At 64.2% G+C, this 19,738-nt stretch carries 19 protein-coding genes; 14 read left to right on the top strand and 5 right to left on the bottom strand.

Going from position 1 to position 19,738, the window contains the following annotated elements; translation table 11 throughout:
• From hemW to VFJ08_RS01060, 7 genes are all read left to right on the top strand, one after another.
• On the top strand, nucleotides 1–1,045 hold a 1,045-nt coding region (gene hemW, locus VFJ08_RS01090), incomplete at its 5' end, for a radical SAM family heme chaperone HemW (RefSeq protein WP_324994266.1).
• Nucleotides 1,045–1,233, top strand: coding sequence for a CPXCG motif-containing cysteine-rich protein (locus tag VFJ08_RS01085; protein ID WP_324994264.1), 189 nt, complete (start codon nucleotides 1,045–1,047; stop codon nucleotides 1,231–1,233). The genes hemW and VFJ08_RS01085, both read left to right, overlap by 1 nt.
• A gap of 127 nt (nucleotides 1,234–1,360) precedes the next feature.
• Nucleotides 1,361–2,632, top strand: coding sequence for a malic enzyme-like NAD(P)-binding protein (locus tag VFJ08_RS01080; RefSeq protein WP_324994262.1), 1,272 nt, complete (start codon nucleotides 1,361–1,363; stop codon nucleotides 2,630–2,632).
• A 32-nt stretch (nucleotides 2,633–2,664) separates the two neighbouring features.
• Nucleotides 2,665–3,957: a citrate synthase gene (locus VFJ08_RS01075; protein ID WP_324994260.1), complete on the top strand. Its 1,293-nt coding sequence runs from the start codon at nucleotides 2,665–2,667 to the stop codon at nucleotides 3,955–3,957.
• Nucleotides 3,929–5,266 (top strand): PqiA/YebS family transporter subunit, encoded by a 1,338-nt coding sequence (locus VFJ08_RS01070; protein ID WP_324994257.1) that lies wholly within the window; start codon nucleotides 3,929–3,931, stop codon nucleotides 5,264–5,266. Before VFJ08_RS01075 ends, VFJ08_RS01070 begins: the two co-directional genes overlap by 29 nt.
• A complete protein-coding gene (pqiB, locus tag VFJ08_RS01065) occupies nucleotides 5,263–6,915 on the top strand; it encodes an intermembrane transport protein PqiB (RefSeq protein ID WP_324994255.1) in 1,653 nt (550 codons plus the stop codon). Before VFJ08_RS01070 ends, pqiB begins: the two co-directional genes overlap by 4 nt.
• Nucleotides 6,912–7,538 (top strand): PqiC family protein, encoded by a 627-nt coding sequence (locus VFJ08_RS01060; protein ID WP_324994253.1) that lies wholly within the window; start codon nucleotides 6,912–6,914, stop codon nucleotides 7,536–7,538. The genes pqiB and VFJ08_RS01060 overlap by 4 nt, the downstream gene beginning before the upstream one ends.
• Nucleotides 7,539–7,562: 24 nt before the next feature.
• Here VFJ08_RS01060 and rho read toward each other — a convergent pair whose 3' ends face one another.
• Complete coding sequence (gene rho / locus VFJ08_RS01055; RefSeq protein ID WP_324994268.1) at nucleotides 7,563–8,822, bottom strand: transcription termination factor Rho; 1,260 nt, start codon at nucleotides 8,820–8,822, stop codon at nucleotides 7,563–7,565.
• A gap of 378 nt (nucleotides 8,823–9,200) precedes the next feature.
• Nucleotides 9,201–9,527 (bottom strand): thioredoxin TrxA, encoded by a 327-nt coding sequence (trxA, locus tag VFJ08_RS01050; RefSeq protein WP_324994251.1) that lies wholly within the window; start codon nucleotides 9,525–9,527, stop codon nucleotides 9,201–9,203.
• Nucleotides 9,528–9,842: 315 nt separating this feature from the next.
• Between trxA and VFJ08_RS01045 the strand changes: the two genes are divergently transcribed.
• The gene (locus tag VFJ08_RS01045) at nucleotides 9,843–11,159 is read left to right on the top strand and encodes a DEAD/DEAH box helicase (protein ID WP_324994250.1); all 1,317 of its coding nucleotides are present in this window, start codon (nucleotides 9,843–9,845) and stop codon (nucleotides 11,157–11,159) included.
• 72 nt (nucleotides 11,160–11,231) lie between these two features.
• Nucleotides 11,232–12,056, top strand: a complete 825-nt coding sequence (cysQ, locus tag VFJ08_RS01040) for a 3'(2'),5'-bisphosphate nucleotidase CysQ (RefSeq protein ID WP_324994248.1) — start codon at nucleotides 11,232–11,234, stop codon at nucleotides 12,054–12,056.
• 32 nt (nucleotides 12,057–12,088) lie between these two features.
• On the opposite strand, the gene VFJ08_RS01035 is transcribed toward cysQ, so the two are convergent.
• The 3 genes from VFJ08_RS01035 to VFJ08_RS01025 form a co-directional block, all read right to left on the bottom strand.
• Complete coding sequence (locus VFJ08_RS01035; RefSeq protein ID WP_324994246.1) at nucleotides 12,089–12,538, bottom strand: universal stress protein; 450 nt, start codon at nucleotides 12,536–12,538, stop codon at nucleotides 12,089–12,091.
• 108 nt (nucleotides 12,539–12,646) lie between these two features.
• Nucleotides 12,647–13,279: a hypothetical protein gene (locus VFJ08_RS01030; protein ID WP_324994244.1), complete on the bottom strand. Its 633-nt coding sequence runs from the start codon at nucleotides 13,277–13,279 to the stop codon at nucleotides 12,647–12,649.
• A gap of 42 nt (nucleotides 13,280–13,321) precedes the next feature.
• Entirely contained in the window at nucleotides 13,322–15,709 is a 2,388-nt protein-coding gene (locus VFJ08_RS01025; protein WP_324994242.1) for a penicillin-binding protein 1A, read from the bottom strand.
• A 237-nt stretch (nucleotides 15,710–15,946) separates the two neighbouring features.
• On the opposite strand from VFJ08_RS01025, the gene pilM reads away from it, so the two are divergent.
• The 5 genes from pilM to VFJ08_RS01000 all read left to right on the top strand — a co-directional run.
• Nucleotides 15,947–17,026 carry a type IV pilus assembly protein PilM gene (gene pilM, locus VFJ08_RS01020; protein WP_324994240.1) on the top strand — a complete coding sequence of 360 codons (1,080 nt, stop codon included), beginning with the start codon at nucleotides 15,947–15,949 and terminating at the stop codon, nucleotides 17,024–17,026.
• The gene (locus VFJ08_RS01015; RefSeq protein ID WP_324994239.1) at nucleotides 17,023–17,652 is read left to right on the top strand and encodes a PilN domain-containing protein; all 630 of its coding nucleotides are present in this window, start codon (nucleotides 17,023–17,025) and stop codon (nucleotides 17,650–17,652) included. Before pilM ends, VFJ08_RS01015 begins: the two co-directional genes overlap by 4 nt.
• Nucleotides 17,649–18,314, top strand: a complete 666-nt coding sequence (locus VFJ08_RS01010; RefSeq protein ID WP_324994237.1) for a type 4a pilus biogenesis protein PilO — start codon at nucleotides 17,649–17,651, stop codon at nucleotides 18,312–18,314. The genes VFJ08_RS01015 and VFJ08_RS01010 overlap by 4 nt, the downstream gene beginning before the upstream one ends.
• Nucleotides 18,311–18,835 (top strand): pilus assembly protein PilP, encoded by a 525-nt coding sequence (locus tag VFJ08_RS01005; RefSeq protein ID WP_324994235.1) that lies wholly within the window; start codon nucleotides 18,311–18,313, stop codon nucleotides 18,833–18,835. The genes VFJ08_RS01010 and VFJ08_RS01005 overlap by 4 nt, the downstream gene beginning before the upstream one ends.
• An 86-nt stretch (nucleotides 18,836–18,921) precedes the next feature.
• Nucleotides 18,922–19,738 (top strand): type IV pilus secretin family protein (locus VFJ08_RS01000; protein WP_324994233.1); only part of this gene is annotated, 817 nt, incomplete at its 3' end.

The raw sequence follows: 19,738 nt of genomic DNA, 5'->3' as shown, positions 1-19,738 counted from the left end.
GGCTGCGCTGCCGGAAAAGGCCTATGTCGACGCGCTGATCGCGGACTGGGCGCTCGCCGCGGCCGACGAGATACGCCCGATCGAGAGCGTGTTCATCGGCGGCGGCACACCGAGCCTGTTTTCGGCCCACGCCATCGGCCGCGTTCTGGCGGCGCTCGACGACCGGCTGGGCCTGAGCCGCGATTGCGAGATCACGCTGGAAGCCAACCCCGGCACGCGCGAACGCACGAACTTCGCCGATCTGGCGGCCGTCGGCGTGAATCGGGTTTCGCTGGGCGTGCAAAGCCTGGATGCCGGCTGCCTGGCCGCGCTCGGGCGCATCCACGGGCCAGACGAAGCGCTCGCCGCGATCGACGATGTGCGCGCCGCCGGCATCGGGCGCCTGAACTGCGATCTCATGTTCGGGCTGCCCGGCCAGACGATGGCTTCCGGCCTGAATGACGTGGATACGCTGCTCGCCCGCGATCCGGGCCATGTCTCTTATTACCAGCTCACGCTGGAACCCGGCACGCCGTTTTATCGCCGCCCGCCGGCCCGGCCCGACGACGACGCCATCGCCGATCTGTTCGAAGCCGCGGCCGAGCGACTGCGCGATGCCGGTTACCACCAATATGAAGTATCGGCGTGGGCGCGCGATCATACCTGCCGGCACAACGACAACTACTGGCGCTTCGGCGACTATCTGGCAATCGGCGCCGGCGCCCACGGCAAGCGCACGCACGCCGACGGCATCATCGAGCGCAGCGCCCGTCAGCGCTGGCCAGCCGGCTACATGCAATCGGCGGGAACCCCGGCGGCGGTGACCGAAACCCGCTACCTGACGCGCGACGACGCCCGGTTCGAGGCGCTGCTCAACGGTTTACGCCGTCGCGACGGCATCGCCCGCGCCGACTACGAGGCCCGTACCGGGCTCGCCTGGCGCGATCTGACCGACGCCTTGGCCGGGCCGATCGCCGACGGCCTGGTTGTGGCCGACACGGCAATGCTACGCGCCAGCGAACGCGGCTGGTATTTTCTCGACTCTATTCTCGCCGGACTGCTTTGATGATTGACGAACCCAGCGTAGTCTGCCCTTATTGTGGCGAGACCATCACTGTCGTGGTCGATACCACCGCCGGCGATCAGCGCTACGTCGAGGACTGCTTCGTCTGCTGCCAGCCGATCGTGCTCACCGTCGTGACCGATCAGGCCGGGGCGCTGGATCATGTCGACGCCGAGCCGGAAAATGCCTAGTTTCAGCCGCACCGCATGAGCGGTGAGGCTGGTCGCCGCGTGGGTGGCCGTCTATACTCGACCGTCATTTGCTGTGCGCATGCGGGCTGCAACGCCTGCGAGGCCGCAGAACAACCGATTGGGCTACATGGCCGAATATTCGCGTAAACAGGAAGCTCTGGACTATCACGCCCGCCCCAAGCCGGGCAAGCTGGGCATATCGGTCACCAAACCGTTCACGACCTACGGCGAGTTGTCGCTGGCCTACACGCCGGGCGTGGCCGAGCCGGTCAAGGCGATCCGGGACAATCCGGAAGACGCCTACCGCTACACGTCCAAGGGCAATCTCGTCGCCGTGATTTCCAACGGCACCGCGGTGCTGGGTCTGGGCAACACCGGGGCGCTGGCCAGCAAGCCGGTGATGGAAGGCAAGGCGGTTCTGTTCAAGAAATTCGCCGACATCGATGTGTTCGATATCGAGGTCGATGCCGACACGCCCGAGGCGATGATCGAGACCGTGGCCCGTATCGCGCCCACGTTCGGCGGCATCAACCTCGAAGATATCGCCGCCCCCCACTGCTTCGAGATCGAGAACGCGCTGATCGAGCGCCTGGATATTCCGGTATTTCACGACGATCAGCACGGCACCGCGATCATCGTGGGCGCCGGGCTGATCAACGCGCTGGAACTGCAGGACAAGACGCTCGCCAACGCGAAAATTGTATGCATGGGCGCCGGGGCCGCCGCCATCGCCTCGATGGATCTGTTGATCGAGATGGGCGCGACCCGGGACCACATTTATATGTGCGACAGCAAGGGCGTGATCCACGACGGCCGCGACGATCTTTCAAAATACAAGGCCAAGTTCGCGACCCGGACCGACAAGCGCACGCTCGACGACGTGATGGAAGTCGCCGATGTGTTCATCGGCCTCTCGGGGCCGGATACCGTCAGCAAGGCGCAGATCGCGTCGATGCCGGCTAAACCGGTGGTTTTCGCGCTATCCAATCCTAATCCGGAAATTACGCCGGAAGACGCGGAATCGGTACGCAACGATCTGATCATGGCCACCGGCCGCTCGGATTATCCGAATCAGATCAACAACGTGCTCGGATTTCCTTATATCTTTCGCGGCGCGCTGGATGTGCGCGCACGGCGCATCAATATGCCGATGTGCGTGGCCGCGGCCCGCGCCATGGGCGAACTCGCCCGCCGGCCGGTGCCCAACACCGTGCTGGAAGCCCACAGCAAGGACAAGATGTCGTTCGGGCCGGACTATATCGTGCCGAGCCCGTTCGACCCGCGCCTGATCGATTTCGTGCCGCCGGCGATAGCCGCGGCGGCGATGACAACCGGTGTGGCGCGTATCGAATACCCTTCGCATTATCCGCAGCCCGCGATCGACGTATCCGATCAGTAGGGCGTCCTGCGGCAACTTTCGGGAGACTCACCATGGCCAACACGTACAAACTGACAAACGACGACGAGAGTCAGACGACCGAGTTGCCCCTGGTCGAAGGAACCCTGGGCACGCCGGGCGTCGATGTGCGCGGCTTGAACCAGAGCCAGGGCGTATTCACCTACGATCCCGCGTTTACCGCGACCTGTTCCTGCGATTCCGATATCACGTTCATCGACGGCGAGAACGGCCGGCTGATGTATCGCGGCTATTCGGTCGAAGAGCTCGCCGACAAATCGAGCTATCTCGAGGTGTGCTATCTGCTGTTGAACGGCGAACTGCCGAGCCAGCAGCAAATGGACGCTTTCCGCGACTCGATCACACATCACACGATGCTCAATCAGTCGCTGGTCAAGTTCTACGACGGTTTTCATTACGACGCCCACCCGATGGCCATTCTCACCGGCATCGTGGGCTCGCTGTCGGCCTTTTATCACGACAACACCGATATCCGCGATCCCGAGCATCGCGAGATCTTCGCGCACCGCATGATCGCCAAGATGCCGACCATCGCGGCCGCGGCCTACAAGCATTCGATCGGCCAGCCCAAGATCGGCCCGAAGAACCACCTCGACTACGCCTCGAACCTGCTGCGCATGATGTTCGCGGTGCCCGCCGAGGAATACGAATTCGATCCGGTGGCGGCCCGGGCGCTGGACGTGCTGTTTATCCTGCACGCCGACCACGAGCAGAATGCATCGACCTCCACGGTGCGCATGGCCGGCTCCACCGGCGCCAACCCTTATGCCGCGATCTCGACCGGCATCGCCGCGCTCTGGGGCCCCGCGCACGGCGGCGCCAACGAGGCGGTACTCAACATGCTGGCCGAGATCGGCGACGCCTCGCAGGTTCCCAAGTATCTGAACAAGGCCAAGGACAAGAACGATCCGTTCAAGCTGATGGGCTTCGGCCATCGGGTCTACAAGAATTTCGACCCTAGAGCCCGGGTCATCCGCGGCTATTGTCATCAGGTGCTCGAGCACTACGGCATGCAGAACAACAAGCTGTTCGAACTGGCCCTGGAACTCGAGCGCGTGGCGCTGGAGGACGACTACTTCGTCGAGCGCAAGCTGTATCCGAACGTCGATTTCTACTCCGGCATCATCTATCAGGCGCTGGGCATCCCGATCAATATGTTCACGCCGATGTTCGCGATCGCCCGCACCGTCGGCTGGGCCGCGCATTGGTCCGAGATGATGACCGATCCGAATATGCGTATCGCGCGGCCGCGTCAGGTCTATACCGGCTACGACCTGCGTGACTACGTCGACATCGGCAAGCGCTAAAGCCGAGCCGCGAACCGGTGGCCACGGCGCCACGGCCGGCCACGCGACGCCCGAGCCGTTGCACCGGCTCGCTCTGTGCCGCGAATGCGACTGGCTGGTCCGCCTGCCGGATCGCCGCCCCGGCCAACGCGCCCGCTGCCCGCGCTGTCATCACCATCTGACCGGCACGGCGGGCCGCGATGCACAGGCGCCGATGGCTTGGGCGATCGCCGCGCTGATTGTGCTGGGGCTCGTCTTCGCTTTTCCGTTTCTCGGATTCTCCACCCACGGGGTCGGCCACGTCATGAGCTTCGGCGACACGATGAGCGCGCTGGTCGGCGACGGCTACGGCGCGCTGGCGGTGCTGCTGCTGGCGACGACGGTGGTTTTCCCCGGCCTGTATCTGGCCGCGCTGGTATATCTTTGTCTCGGCGCGGGCCAACGGCGGCTGCCGGGCGCGATCCCTTTGGCTCGCCTGCTGCGCCCGCTCGAACCGTGGATGATGTCCGACGTCTTCATCGTCGGCGTACTGGTCAGCCTGATCAAGATCGTTTCCCTGGCCGATATTCATATCCGCGTCTCGTTCGTCGCTTTCTGTTTCTATGCGCTGCTGCTGCTACGCACGCTCACGCTCATCGACTGGAGCGCGCTGTGGAACGCGATCGCCCCGCGGCCCGCACCCGATTACCGCGCGCGCCCGGGCGCCAGCGGGCGCAGTCAGTCGCTGGCGGCCTGTCGCGCCTGCGATGCCCCGTTCGCGATCGACCGCGACCGCCGCTGTCCGCGCTGTGGTAAACGCCGACATGGCTTGCGAGTCGATCGCATCCAGCTCACCTGGGCGCTGCTGCTCACCGCCACGCTGCTTTATATTCCGGCCAACCTTTATCCGGTGCTGTTCACGGTCACGCTCGGCAACGCCCAGCCACAGACCATCGCGGCCGGCGTGCTGCATTTGGCCGCAGCGGGCGACTGGCCGATCGCCGCGGTGATCTTCGTCGCCAGCATCATGGTGCCGATCTCCAAGATCGTGGCACTGACCTGGCTGTGCCTCGCCGCCCGCGGCCGGTCCGGCGCGTCGCTCGCGCGTACACGGATCTACCGGATCACGGAGAAAATCGGCCGCTGGTCGATGATCGATGTCTTCGTCGTGGCCGTGCTGACGACGCTGGTACAGGCCGGGGCGCTGATGGCGATCGAACCCGGCCCCGGCGCGGCGGCTTTCGCCGGCGTGGTAATCCTGACCATGATCGCGGCCTTGAGCTTCGATACCCGTCTACTTTGGCCCGATTATTCCGACCGACCCGAGGCCGCGCCGAATGACGTTTTATGAGCGATAACCTGCCCGACGACACCGCCGAACTTTGCCAACCACGCCGCCGGCGCCTTTCGCCGGCGTGGCTGATACCGCTGGCAGCGGCGCTGATCGGCGGCTGGCTGGTCTACGACAACTTCGCCTCGCGCGGGCCTGTCATCCGGTTGGACATGGACACCGCCGAAGGCATCGACCCCGGCAACACCCAACTCAAGGTACGCAGCGTCCCGGTCGGCCACGTGACCGGTGTAAAGCTGGCCAGCGACTATCAGGGCGCGGTGGTCACGGTACAAATGAAGCCCGAGAGCGCCAAGCTGCTCGGCGACGACGCCAAATTCTGGGTGATCAAGCCGCGCGTCGGGCCGCAGGGCATTACCGGGCTGAACACCATTATTTCCGGCGCCTATCTGCAGATGCGCCCAGCGGACAAACATAGCGACAAACGGCGCTACCAAGTTCAGGACAATCCGCCGCCGACGCACAGCAACAAACCCGGACTGACGATTGAATTGGTCAGTTCGGCCAACAACGGCCTGTCGATGGACGACCCGATCATCTATCAGGGCCAGAACGTGGGCCGGATCGAGGACAGGCGGTTCTCGGTGGGCAAACGACAAACGGTCTATACAGTATTCATCGGCCGGCCGTATTCCCGGCTGATAACCCACGCCACGCAGTTTTGGCTGCGCTCGGGCGTGGATCTGCATTTGGACTCGGGCGGCGTCGACGTGCAACTCGGCTCGCTGCAGAGTCTGCTCGCCGGCGGCATCACCTTTGGCCAGCCGGCGGATGTCGAAAGCGGCAAGCCGGCCCAAAACGGTGAGCGGTTCAAGCTTTACGAAACCCATAACGCGGCGATCCAGGACCGCTACAAGCGCAAGGTGAAGTATGTGGTCCTGCTCGATGACTCGGTACGCGGGCTGCATGCCGGCGCGGCGGTCGAGTATCGCGGTCTGCGGGTGGGCACGGTCGAAAAAGTGCCTTTTTATCCGCCGGATTTCAAACTGTCGAGTTTCTCCGGTTTCAAAATCCCGGTGCTGATCGCGATCGAGCCGCAGCGCCCGAGCCTGGGCTGGGCGGATTGGTCGAACAAAAAATGGCGCCGACGTAACCGGCAGTTCTTTCAACACGGCCTGCGCGCGACCATCAAGTCGGCCAATTTGCTGACCGGCTCGATGTTCATCGATCTGACGTTCGACGCCCATGCCAAGGACTACACCGCCCAGGCCGTGGGCCACTATCCGGTGTTCCCCAGCGAGCCGAGCCGGATCACCAGCATCCAGCAACAGCTGTCGAACCTGATGAACACGCTCAACAATCTCGACATCGGCGCGATCGCCAAGCAGCTCGAGCACGCCGCGGGCACGGCCAACGACATGCTGGAACAACTGCGCCAGGCCACGCATCGTATCAATGCGTTATTGGCCGCACCGGGCACGCAGAATCTGCCGGGCGAGATCAACGAAACGCTACAGCAACTGCAGCACACGCTGGACAATTTCCAGCAGGGCGCGCCGGTTTACCGGCAGCTCAATCGGACCATGAATCGCCTGAATCAGGTACTCGACAACGTCGCGCCGCTTACGCGTACGCTGCGCAATCACCCCAATTCGCTGATCTTCGGCCGCCCCGACGGCGAGGACCCCGTGCCAGAGGCCCGCCCATGACCCCCCGTCGCACCACGCTTTGCCGCCTTGTCGTAGCCGCCGGGCTCGGCGCTTCGCTCGCGCTGGCCTCGGGCTGCGCGAGCACCGCGGGTTCGCCGTCATTGTTCGTTCTAAACGCCGGCCCGGGCGCGCCCGATAGCGCGCCGCGGCCCGGCGCGCCAACCCTGACGATCGCGCCGGTGTCGACCGCTTCCTATCTGAACGACGGCGGCATCGTCTATCAGACCGGGCCGCATCGCGTGGTGATCGCCAACGATAACCGCTGGGCGTCGTCGCTCTCGAGCCAGCTCACAGACGACCTGTACACGGTTCTCCGGCGGCGTCTGTCCGGCGTGAACGTGGTTCGTACCGGTGGCGGTCCGCAGGGCCGGTATCGACTGCAAACCCACGTCGACCAGTTCTTGGGGCGCTACGACGGCAAGGCCCATATCGCCGGCCGCTGGACGCTGGTCGGCCCGGACGGCGCGACTTTGGCCGGCCGGGCGTTCAATCAAGCCGTGCCGCTGAAGACCGACGGCTATCCGGCGCTGGTAAAAAGTTTGTCCCGTGGATGGCAAACGGTTGGCCGCAGCGTGGCCTCGACACTGGCTGGCGTTCTGCGCCCGGCCCCGCCCGGGTCATAGCGCGGGCGAACCGCGCTTCTGGCGTCAGCGCTTCATCGATGCGAAGAACTCGGCGTTGGTCTTGGTCTGCTTCATGCGATCGATGAGCAGTTCCATCGCCGCCAGATCGTCCATGCCGTGCAACAGCTTGCGCAGCACCCACATGCGTTGCAGCTCGTCGGCCGGAACCATCTTCTCTTCGCGCCGGGTGCCGGAGCGATTGACGTGGATGGCCGGATAAATGCGCTTCTCGGCGATCCGGCGATCCATATGGATCTCCATGTTGCCGGTGCCCTTGAATTCCTCGTAGATGACCTCGTCCATCTTGGAGCCGGTCTCGATCAGCGCGGTGGCCATGATGGTCAGGCTGCCGCCTTCTTCCACATTGCGAGCCGCGCCGAAAAAGCGCTTGGGCTTCTGTAGGGCGTTGGCGTCCACGCCGCCGGTCAGCACCTTGCCCGACGACGGCGCCACGGTGTTGTAGGCACGCGCCAGACGGGTGATGGAATCGAGCAGGATGACCACGTCCTTCTTGTGCTCGACCAGCCGCTTGGCCTTCTCGATCACCATATCGGCGACCTGAACATGACGGGAGGCCGGCTCGTCGAAGGTCGAGGACACGACTTCACCGCGCACACCGCGCTCCATTTCGGTCACTTCCTCGGGGCGCTCGTCGATGAGCAGCACGATGAGGTGGCAGTCGGGATGATTATGCGCGATCGACTGGGCGATATTCTGCATCATCATCGTCTTGCCGGCCTTGGGCGGCGAGACGATCAGGCCGCGCTGACCCTTGCCGAAGGGGGCGACCAGATCGATCGTGCGGGCGGTGATGTCCTCGGTCGCGCCGTTGCCGATCTCCATGTGCAGCCGTTCGGTCGGGAACAGCGGCGTGAGATTCTCGAACAGGACCTTGCCCTTGGACTTCTCGGGCGGGTCCTCGTTGATATCGTCCACCTTGAGCAGCGCGAAATAGCGCTCGGATTCCTTCGGCGGCCGGATACGGCCCCGGATGTTGTCGCCGGTGCGCAGCGAAAAGCGACGGATCTGGCTCGGCGAGACGTAGATGTCGTCCGGACCGGCCATATAGGACGACTCGTTCGAGCGCAGAAACCCGAAGCCATCGGACAGGATCTCGAGCACGCCGTCGCCGTAGATGCGCTCGCCGGATTTGGCGTGCGCCTTGAGCATGGCGAAGATCAGGTCCTGCTTGCGCAGTCGGGAAATGTTGTCCAGGTCCATGTCCTGGGCCATTTCCATCAGCTCGGCGGCGGTCTTGCTCTTGAGCTCGGTCAGATTGAGGATCGGCCCGTCGCCGGCCGCGCCGGCGTAGGCTTCGAATTCGGCCTCGTCGATATCCTCGTTCGGCGGATTGTTCGGCCCCTTGTTGCCGCCGGACCGGCCGCGGTTGCCGTTGTTCTTCTTGTTGTTATTCGGGCCGCCGCTATTGTTCTTGCGACGCCGGCCCCGACGGTTGTTGTTACCGCCGCCGTTGCCGCCATTGCCGCCGTTGTTGTTATTGGCGGTGGTGGAATCCTTGGGCTGGCGTTCTTCAACAGTTTCTTCGGACACGGTTATATACGCTCGTTCGGGATAGATCGCCGCCCGGTCGGGCAACGATTCGAGGATGAGAGTTGAATGCGTGCCGCCGATCGCACTCGGCGGCACGCGGGTCGAAGCAGACTAGATATGCTGATCGACAAATTCGGCGAGCTGGCTCTTGGAGACAGCGCCGACCTTGGTTCCGGCCACTTCGCCGTCCTTGAACAGCATCAGGGTCGGGATGCCGCGAATGCCGTAGCGCGGCGGCGTGTTCGGGTTCTCGTCGACATTGAGTTTGGCGATGGTCAGCTTGCCTTCGTAGTCGTCGGCGAGCTCGTCGAGCACCGGGGCAATCTGCTTGCAGGGGCCGCACCACTCGGCCCAGTAATCGACCAGGATGGGGCCGGTAGCCGACAGCACGTCGTTTTCAAAGCTGTCGTCACTGACTTTGACGATATTTTCACTCATGAGCGTCCTCACATCGGGGTAGGACAATATGGAATCGGGTTGATCGGCTTCCAGCTCGTGGAAGAACCGAAGCCTCAGACACCTAACTAGGGGCGCGGGGAATGTTTGCAAGCTTGCCAATGACCGGCGACCCGGTCGCCATGATCACAAGCTGTTATAATATGGATTGTACAAAGCAAGCGCCGGAAAGCGAGTTGATACAACTCGAGCATGCAACGGTTCGCTGCATTCCTATCTTCGCTTGTATTGGAGCTAATCTCAAGCATTTTTTCAACCCTTTTCCGGGATCGCCGACCCCGGCGCGACGAGAATTCAATGAGCGATACCGAAACCATCGCAGAGCCCACTTCGCGCAAGCTGGTCACCGAGACCCGGCTGGACGCGCTTGGCCTGCACGAAACCATCGTGTCGGGCCTGAACACGCGGGGCTTCACCCATGCCACCCCGATCCAGGCCGAGACGTTGCCGCTGGCGCTCGCCGGCGGCGACATCGCCGGCCAGGCCCATACCGGCACCGGCAAGACGGCCGCGTTTCTGCTGACCACCCTGGACCGGCTGATCCGTCAGGCCTCCGAGCCCAGCGCGCACGCGCCGGCAGGTGCGGCGCAGCCGCGCGCGCTGATTCTTGCCCCGACGCGCGAACTGGCCGATCAGATCTATCAAGACGCACTCCCGCTGGCCGCCGACACGGGCCTCAAGTGCGTGGTCTGCTACGGCGGCACCGGCTACGACAGCCAGCGTCAGGCGATCGCCGACGGCGTCGATATCCTGATCGGCACGCCGGGCCGTCTGATCGATTATTACAAGCAAAAGGTCTATACCCTAAAGGCGATCGAGGTCGCGGTGCTCGACGAGGCCGATCGTATGTTCGATCTCGGCTTCATCGACGATATCCGCTATCTGTTCCGCCAGATGCCGGCGCCCGAGCGGCGCCAGAACCTGCTGTTCTCGGCCACCCTGTCGCACCGCGTGCTCGAACTCGCCTACGAGCACATGAACGACCCGAAGCTGATACGCACCGATACCGAGACGGTCAACATCGAGGCTATCGAGCAGAAGCTCTATCACGTATCCAAGGACGACAAGCTCGCACTGCTGATCGGCACGCTGCGCCGTATCGGCAGCGATCGTACGCTGATCTTCATCAACACCAAGCGCATGGCCGAGCGCATCCAGGACACGCTGATCGCCAACGGCTTCAACGCGGGCACCCTGTCCGGCGACGTGGCCCAGAACAAGCGGCTGCGCCTGCTCGAGGAATTCAAGACCGGGCGACTGCCGATCATGGTCGCCACCGATGTCGCGGCCCGCGGCCTGCATATCCCGGACGTGTCGCACGTGATCAACTTCGATCTGCCGCAGGACGCCCAGGACTATGTCCACCGCATCGGCCGCACCGCGCGCGCCGGCAACACCGGACAGGCGATCTCCTTCGCCTGCGAGGAATATGTCTATTCGCTGCCCGACATCGAGGACTACATCGAGCACAAGATCGATGCCGAGATGCCGACCGAAGACCAGTTCGTGCACGACTACAAGCGGCCCGCCCCACGCAAGCGCAAGCCGCGCGGCGGGCGCAACCGGCCGCGGCGCAGCGGCAACGGCAAGCGCCGCTCCTCGGGCGGGCGGTAATCGGCGGCGGCCTTGTACCCGGTCGCAAGGCCGGTATGATGCAAGGTTTGACCGCGAACGCACGCCGGGACCATGGAGATCAACCGCGAACTGCTGGATACCGTCTGCCGCATCGCCGTCGAGGCCGGCGCCGAGACGCTGCCTATTTATCGCAGCGACTTCGACGTGGCCACCAAAGACGACGACAGCCCGCTGACCCAAGCCGACCTGGCCGCGCACCGGGCCATCGTCGCGGGGCTTTCCGAACTTGCTCCGGATACGCCGCAGCTTTCCGAGGAAGGCGCCGAGATCGACTACGACACGCGCTCGGAATGGCGTGAATACTGGCTCATCGATCCGCTGGACGGCACCCGGGAATTCGTCAACCGCAACGATCAGTTCACGATCAATATCGCTTTGATCGAGGACGGCCGGCCGGTGCTCGGCGTTGTCTATGCACCGGCGCTGGACACGCTCTGGTTCGGCGCGACCGGCATGGGCGCGTTTCGGCGCCGGGACGACGGCCAGGGCGATGGCCAGGGCAATGGCAAGATCGAGCCGATCCGGGTCAGCCCCGCCCGCGCCGACAAGCCGCGCATCCTGGTGTCGCGCTCGCACCGATCGGACGCGATCGAACGGATGCTGGCCGGAATGGGCGATTACGAACCGGTCAGCATGGGCTCGTCGCTGAAGTTCTGCGTCATCGCCGAAGGCGGCGCCGATTTCTATCCGCGGCTCGGCCCGACCAGCGAATGGGACACCGCGGCCGGCCACGGCGTGCTCGCGGCCGCCGGCGGCCGAGTCACCGATGCGCGCGGCCGACCGCTGCGCTACAACGAGACCGACAGCCTGCTCAACGACTGGTTCATCGCCTACGGCGACAGCGGCCACGACTGGCTCGCCCACGTACCGAAATAACGCCGCGGCCGATGCTGTGCCGGTTTCCTGGCTTACGTCTCCGGCGACGCGTCCTGGGCGATCAACAGGCTGCAATCGAGCCGATCGAGCAGCGACGCGCCCACCGAACCCTGCCACCAGCGCGCCAGCACGCCGCGCCGCTGATGACCGACGATCACCAGATCGACCGCTAACTCCGCCGCTAGCCGAGCGATCTGATGCGCCGGTTCGCCCACACGGATATAGCCCTGGGCATCGATATCCTTCGCCTTGAGCATGTCCACCCCCTCGGCGAGGATTTTTTCGACCCGTTCGCGTTCGGATTCGTACATGCTTTCGGTGTAGAAGCCCTCGGCCGCGGCAACCGCGCCGGTCAAAGGCACGACCGCCAGCAGATGCGTCGCGACCTCGCCGGCGCCCAGCAACGGCAGCGACCGGCGCAGCGCTACACGCCCCTGCTCGCTGCCGTCGTACGCCAGAAGAATGGTGTCGAAGTTCTGCATGGGACCCCTCGGCGGACCATCAAGCCTGCGACTTGGTGATACCACGACCCGGCCCCGGCCGTCATTTAGTCGATGGATGTATGGCGGCTGGCTCGCGGCCCGTCGGGCTCACAAACGCGCCAGCTTGCCCTCGACTTCCGCCTCATCGACGAGCCGCGCCACGCGCGCGGCGTTGGCGCGCTCCATCGGCGAGCCGTCAACCAGGCTACGCGGCGCTTCGCGGATCTCGGTGGCGGAAAACAACGTTGCCTCGAAGCGGTGCTCGCCGGCGACGAACCGGAACGCCGGATAGAAGCGATGGCCCTCGGAGAAGCGATAACGGCGCTCGACGATGTCGAATGGAATGCCGCGCGCCTCGAGGAACAGATCGAAGCTTTCCGATTGCTCGGCGAAGACATGGAGCTGAATATCCGAATACACGTTGGCCAAACCGGACAGCACGTCGCCGACCAGGCGCGGCTTGAAGTCCGCGAGCACGCGCATCGCCGATAACGCGGCGCGGCGCATGTCGGCCAGTTCCGCCGGCTGCTCCTCGGCCGAGAACAGGCGCTGATGCTCGGCCAGCGCGGCCTCGATCTCGCTGTTCTTGGGCAGGATCGACTGGCGTACGTCGATGCCCATCTGGTGCGCGGCCTTATGCTTGGCCACCCGAAAATCGCGGATGCCCTGCTCGGCCATCAGACGCGCCGCTACCTGCGCCAACTGCTGACGCTGTGCGGCTTGCTTGCGGGCACTGGCCATGAATCGCCTCCGCTGAATGATGCTAAGCGAGCCCGGCGCCCGCTAGAAAAGCTGCTGCACTTCGTTGCTGGAGTCGTGCTTGCCCGAACGCTGGGCTTCCGCAACCGTCGGCACATTCTCCTTACGAAAAATTTCCGGGATACCGCCGCCATTGAGCGCACGCTGCCCGGTTTGGGGATCGATCCGGACGGTTACGATATCGTCCGGCTTGGGCGGTATCGCTTCCGGTTGGCCGGCCAGCGCGGCGCCCATAAAATCGATCCACATCGGCAGCGCGGCGTGGGCGCCGGTCTCGGAGCGCCCCATCGGCTTGGGGCTGTCGAAACCGACCCAGCACACGGCCACCAGATTGGCGTTGAAGCCGGCGAACCAGGCATCCACCTGCTTATTGGTGGTGCCGGTCTTGCCGGACAAGTCGTCGCGGCCAAGCTTAAGCGCGCCGCGTCCGGTACCGTGCTTGATCACATCGCGCATCATGTCGCCCACGATATAGGCGTTGTCGGCCGGAATCACTCGGGGCGCCAGCCGGGAGGCATCAACGGGCCCGCCGGTGTGGGCCAGCGCCGGGCAATCATTCACGCTGTCGCAGGCGACCTTGGGCTTGGCCTGGAAGACTACGTTGCCGCGCCCATCGGTGATCTTGGCGATATAGTGCGGCTTGACGCGAAACCCCTCGTTGGCGAACACCGAAAAGCCGCCGGCCATCTGCAGCGGCGAAAAGGTCGCACTGCCGAGCGCCAACGACAGATTGTGCGGCATCTGATCCGCCGGTAGGCCGAACTGGCTTATGTAGTCGATCGCATTGCCCACGCCCACACGCCGCAATACGCGGATCGATACCAGGTTGCGCGAATGCACCAGACCTTCACGCAGCCGCGTCGGACCATAGATCTCGCCGGAGTAGTTCTGCGGCCGCCATGAATCATCCAGCCCCGAGCCCTCATAGACGACGGGCGCGTCATTGACGATGGTCGCCGCGGTGAAACCGTTGGCCAACGCGGCGGAATACAGGAACGGCTTGAACGACGACCCGGGCTGGCGACGCGCCTGCACCGCGCGATTGAACTTCGACAAGCTGAAATCGAAGCCGCCGACCAGCGCCTCAATACCGCCGGTGTGCGGATTTATCGCCACCAGCGCGCCCTGGACCGCCGGAATCTCGGCCAGCGTCCATTGCTTGTCCTTGTCCTCGGACCCGGTATAGGCCAGACGCACGACATCGCCCCGGCCGACCAGCGAACTGGCGGGCTCGTCGTCGTCCAGCCAGGGAATCTGGCTGGCGCCGATCTTGATCTTGCCGTACTGCCCGGTGACCAGCCGTATCTCCTGGCCGTCGGTGGACAACACCACCGCCGGCACCAAACCGCCGCGCGTGACCATGCCGTCCAGCGCATCCTGAAGCGCTCCGGCGTTGTTCACGGTCGACGAGTCCAGCGTCTTCTCAGGGCCGTGCCAGGCGTGCCGCGCGTCATAGGCCAGCAGATCCTTGCGCAAGGCGTGATCGGCGGCCTCCTGGCGCTGGCTGCGAATGGTCGTGACCACGCTGTAACCGCCGGTGTAGGCCTTGTCGCCATAGCGCGCGATCATGTCCTGGCGCACCATTTCGGCCACATAGCGCGCGTCGTAGCGCACCGGATTCTTCTGGCCGCTATTCTCGCCGGCGGTGACCGGCGCATTGCGCGCGCGTTTGTACTCGGCATCGTTGATGTAATCGAGCACGTGCATGCGCCGCAGCACATAGTCGCGCCGCTGCTTGGCGCGGGTCGGATTCGCGATCGGGTTGAACGCCGAGGGCGCCTTGGGCAGCCCGGCCAGCATGGCCTGCTGGGCCAGCGTCAGCTCGTCCAGCGGTTTGTTGTAGTAGGCCTCGGCGGCGGCGCCGATGCCGTAGGCCCGTTCGCCGAGATAGATCTTGTTGAGATACAGCTCCATGATCTGCTGTTTGGTCAGCTTCGATTCGAGCCGCAGCGCCAGAATCATCTCCTTGATTTTGCGGGTATAGGTTTTGGCGTTGGAGAGATACAGATTGCGGGCCAGCTGCATGGTGATGGTCGAGCCGCCCTGGGTCTTGCGACCGGTGGTCACCAAGTGAATCGCCGCGCGGATCAAGCCTTGATAATCCACCCCCGGATGCTCCCAGAAGCGGTCGTCCTCGGCGGCCACGAACGCGTTGACCTGGCGCTCGGGAATTTGATCGTAGGTGACCGGTTTGCGGCGCTCGGTGCCGTATTCGCCGATCAGTTTGTGGTCCGCGGTGTAGATACGCAGCGGCTCGTCGAACTGGATCTGCCCAATATCCCCGGCGTCGGGCAATCGTGGCCCGAAGTACAGATACAACCCCGCGACCACGCACACCACCAGCGTTGCCGCCGACAGCAGCCCGGCCAGCAGGACTATCACAATACGGACGCCGCGTGATCTTTTGTTCATCAAGTCGCCAACCTGCGTCACTTTCACTCAATCGACTGCGCATCATACCGGCCGGCGAGGACGACTGTCGCACGCGCGCGTCGTCGCGTTTTCGCCGTTCGTCGGAATAAGTCTCGGATTCAGTGCTTTATCGTGATCGCGACATTGCCTGACGCGCTGCGTCAGGTATAGTGGCTGCGGGGGTATTTTCGGCGCGTTGTCCTGTGGGGGGACCGTGGCCGACAACAAAAGCGGCAGATGGGGAGATTCACCAATTCAATACGGCGCCGGCGTGGGCTGATAGGGATCGATATCAGCGCCAGGCGGGTCAAGCTGCTCGAACTGGATCGCAGCGGCGACCAGTTGCGCGTGCTGGCCTATGCCAATGCGCCGGTGCCCGACGGGGCGATCGGCAATTTTCAGATTCTGGACGTGGAAGCGGTCGCACAGGCCGTGCTGAGCGCGCTCGAGCGCAGCGGCAGCCGCACGCGCGATGCCGCCATCGCCGTATCCGGGCCGTCGGTGATCAGCAAGACGATCCTGATGCCGATCGGCCTCGACGACGCCGAGATGGAACAGCAGATCCATTTCGACGCCGAGCACCATATCCCGCATCCGATCGAGGAAGTGAACCTGGATTTTCAGGTTCTCGAGCCCGAGCCGGACAATGCTGAATTCAATCGCGTACTGCTGGTCGCCTGCCGGCGCGACAACATCGAGGAGCGCACCGCCGCGCTGGAAATGGCGCATATGCGGATCGCGCTGGTCGACGTCGAGGAATACGCGCTACAGAACGCCTGTGCGCTGTTAGCCGGCCGGATCGAGGGCGTCTCCGATAGCGACAGCATCGCGGTGTTCGACATCGGCTACGACAGCACCCGGCTGACCATCCAGCGCGGGGGCCGCAGCCTGTACACCCGCGGGATCGGGTTCGGGGCCGCCGCGCTCGACGCCGCCCTGCTCGATCGCTATCAACTGACGGATTTCGACACGCTGCGCGCCCAGCTTCGCTCCGGCGAGATCGGTGCCGCCGACATCGCCGACAATGTGCGCGAGTTCGCCGAGCGTCTGGCGGTGCATATCGATCGCACGCTGACCTTCTATCAATCCGCCTCGGCCGGCGACGACGAGCCGATCGACCACGTCGTACTGGTGGGCGGGCCGACGCTCTACCCCGGTCTGCACGACGCTCTGGTCCCGCTTCTGCCGTGGCCGATCAGTCTCGGCAACCCGCTCGACGGCATGCTCGCCAGCACCGCCGCCCGGCGCAATCACGTCGATACCGATGCGCCCGGTTTGATGGTGGCCGCCGGTCTGGCCCTGCGGGGCGTGGTATGAACCCGATACAGCCGCTACCCGTACGCATCAATCTGCTCGACTGGCGCGCCGAGCAACGCGAGTACAAGCGCAAGCGCTTTATCGCCCAACTCGTCGGCGCCGCGCTCGCCACGATCGTGGTGGTCGGCGTGCTGCCGGCGATTTATTACAACCACCTGATCGACGCCCAGCAGGCCCGCAACCGGTATCTGCAGCAGCAGATATCGATCGCCGACAAGCAACTTGCCGAAATCCACAAGCTCAAGACGCTGCGCGAGGATTTGATCAACCGTATGCAGGTCATCGGCGGGCTGCAGCAATCGCGCTCGGCCATCGTGCACTACTTCGATCAACTGAGCGCGACCATTCCCGACGGCGTTTATCTCACCGGGCTCGACGAGAACGACGGCACCACGACGCTCGACGGCGTGGCCGAATCGAACGCGCGTGTGTCGCAGTATATGACCAACCTGGACAACTCGCCCTGGTTCACCAATCCGCGATTGATCGTGATCAAGCGTGACGACAGCGACGGCGTCCGCCGCGCCTACTTCACGCTCAAGGTCGACAGCACATCGCCCGATAAGACGAGTGCCGACACGCCGGCAGGCGATACGGCATCCATGTCCGACGGGAGGCCCGCGTGAGACCACTTGGCCAATACATCGACGAGTTGCGCAGCCTTGACCAGAACAACATCGGCAGTTGGCCGACCTGGGCCTACGGCTTCGCAACCGCCCTGGTGTCGCTGGTGATCATGCTGATCGCCGCCTGGTATTTCGTGCTGCCCAAACGCGACGCGCTAGCCGATGCCCATCGGCAGGAGAGCCAGCTCAAGCAATCGTTTCGTACCAAGGAGGCCATGGTCTCCAATCTGGATGCCTATCGGGATCAGCTCGCGGCCATGCAGACGGAGTTCGGCAATCTGCTTGCCCAATTGCCGAGCAAAAACGAAGTCCCGAGCCTGCTGCGCGATATTTCGCAGACCCGTTCGGCCAACGGTCTGGACGAGGAACTGTTCAAACCCGAGCCGGAGGTGACCAAGGACTTCTATGCGGTGCTACCCAACGACCTGATCGTCACCGGCGACTTCCACCATTTCGGCACGTTCGTCTCCGATGTGGCCGCCCTGCCGCGCATCGTCACCATCGACAGCGTCCATATCGAACCGGTGAAGCAGCGCCAAGGCCCCGGCGCCGAATCGGGCGAGGACCCGCTGCGCATGAGCCTGACGGCCAGCACGTACCGCTATCTCGATGAAACCGGCGACGGCGACAAAAACGAAAACAACAGCAAGGACAAATCGTGACCGGCAGGCGTCGACCGTTGTGCCTCAGCTGGGTCGCCATGCTCGGGGCCGCCGCGCTCGTTGCCGGCTGCGGATCGGACACCGGCGATCTGACCGCCTTCGTCGCCCGCACCAAGGCCCGACCCGCGGCGCCGGTGAAACCGATGCCCAAGATCGCGACCTATACGCCCTACGTCTACCGGCCCGACGGCCGCCGGTCGCCATTCGTCGCGCCCGACCACAGCACGCCCACCAGCGACAACGGCGTACGGCCCGATTTGAACCGACCGCTCGATCCGCTGGAACAATATCCGCTGGATGCCCTGCGAATGGTCGGCAACATCACCAGCGACGGCGTGACCTATGCCTTGATCGCCGCGCCCGACCAGGTGGTGCACCGGGTCGCGCCCGGCGAGCACATGGGCCGGCACTACGGCCGTGTCGATGCGGTCAGCCCGGCCGGCGTCACGCTCACCGAGATCGTGCCCGACGGCAGCGGCGGCTATGTCAAGCAGGGTGCCGCCTTGGCGCCAGCGCAATGAACGTCGCAATGAATTTGGGGGTTCGACCACTGATGAAGCCAATGACCGACCGCTCCCGCTCGCTTGCGCCATACGTCATATGGCTCGTGGCCTGTCTCGCAATTTTGATACCGACGGCGCAGGCCTCGGGCGCGCTCGCGTTGCAAGGCATCGATACCGCCGCCGGCAGCGGCAATCGCGTCAGCTTACGCTTCAAGCTATCGGGCCCCGCGCCCTCGCCCTCGGTGTTCACGGTCGAAAATCCGGCGCGGCTGTCGATCGATCTGCCGGGCACCAAGCTCGCGCTCGACGATCGCTATCAGCGCATCGACGAGGGCCCGGTGCAGGCGGTCACCGCCGCGGCGGCCAACGGCACGACCCGGGTGGTGGTCGAACTCACCCACATGGTCAACTACGACATCCGGCGCCGCGGCGACGCGTTGATCGTCAATCTCGGCGGCCCGGGTTCGCAGACAACCGGCCCGGCCACTGCGATCCGAAAGATCGATTTCCGGCGCGGCGAATCGGGCGCCGGTCGCATCGAGATCACGCTCAACGGTAGCAATACACCGATCGACATCAGCCGGGACGACGGCCGGATCGTGGCAAAGCTGCGCGGCATCCGGTTGCCGGACCGATTGCAGAGGCGGCTTGACGTGACCGACTTCGCCACGCCGGTTCGTACCATCGATGCGATGTCCCGCGGCGGCGACACCCGACTGGTGATCACGCCGGATCGGAACGCCCAGTTCCAGCGTTTGGCCTATCAGACCGGCAACCATATCTATATCGAGTTGCAGCCGCTGACCGACGACGAGAAGAAAAAACGCGACCAGGCGAACCCCCAGTACACCGGCGAGAAGATCTCGCTGTCGTTTCAGAACATCGATATCCGCTCGGTGCTCCAGATCATCGCGGATGTCG

It is taken from the genome of Salinisphaera sp., assembly GCF_035690525.1.
Lineage (GTDB): Bacteria > Pseudomonadota > Gammaproteobacteria > Nevskiales > Salinisphaeraceae > Salinisphaera.
This window is presented reverse-complemented; position numbering and strand designations above follow the sequence as displayed.

Bases quoted from the DNA above. Each gene is read 5' to 3' on its own strand.
- VFJ08_RS01085 (WP_324994264.1), top strand. From the start codon at position 1,045: ATGATTGACGAACCCAGCGTAGTCTGCCCTTATTGTGGCGAGACCATC.
- VFJ08_RS01080 (WP_324994262.1), top strand. From the start codon at position 1,361: ATGGCCGAATATTCGCGTAAACAGGAAGCTCTGGACTATCACGCCCGC.
- VFJ08_RS01075 (WP_324994260.1), top strand. From the start codon at position 2,665: ATGGCCAACACGTACAAACTGACAAACGACGACGAGAGTCAGACGACC.
- pqiB (WP_324994255.1), top strand. From the start codon at position 5,263: ATGAGCGATAACCTGCCCGACGACACCGCCGAACTTTGCCAACCACGC.
- VFJ08_RS01060 (WP_324994253.1), top strand. From the start codon at position 6,912: ATGACCCCCCGTCGCACCACGCTTTGCCGCCTTGTCGTAGCCGCCGGG.
- trxA (WP_324994251.1), bottom strand. From the start codon at position 9,527: ATGAGTGAAAATATCGTCAAAGTCAGTGACGACAGCTTTGAAAACGAC.
- VFJ08_RS01045 (WP_324994250.1), top strand. From the start codon at position 9,843: ATGAGCGATACCGAAACCATCGCAGAGCCCACTTCGCGCAAGCTGGTC.
- cysQ (WP_324994248.1), top strand. From the start codon at position 11,232: ATGGAGATCAACCGCGAACTGCTGGATACCGTCTGCCGCATCGCCGTC.
- VFJ08_RS01035 (WP_324994246.1), bottom strand. From the start codon at position 12,538: ATGCAGAACTTCGACACCATTCTTCTGGCGTACGACGGCAGCGAGCAG.
- VFJ08_RS01030 (WP_324994244.1), bottom strand. From the start codon at position 13,279: ATGGCCAGTGCCCGCAAGCAAGCCGCACAGCGTCAGCAGTTGGCGCAG.
- VFJ08_RS01025 (WP_324994242.1), bottom strand. From the start codon at position 15,709: ATGAACAAAAGATCACGCGGCGTCCGTATTGTGATAGTCCTGCTGGCC.
- pilM (WP_324994240.1), top strand. From the start codon at position 15,947: ATGGGGAGATTCACCAATTCAATACGGCGCCGGCGTGGGCTGATAGGG.
- VFJ08_RS01015 (WP_324994239.1), top strand. From the start codon at position 17,023: ATGAACCCGATACAGCCGCTACCCGTACGCATCAATCTGCTCGACTGG.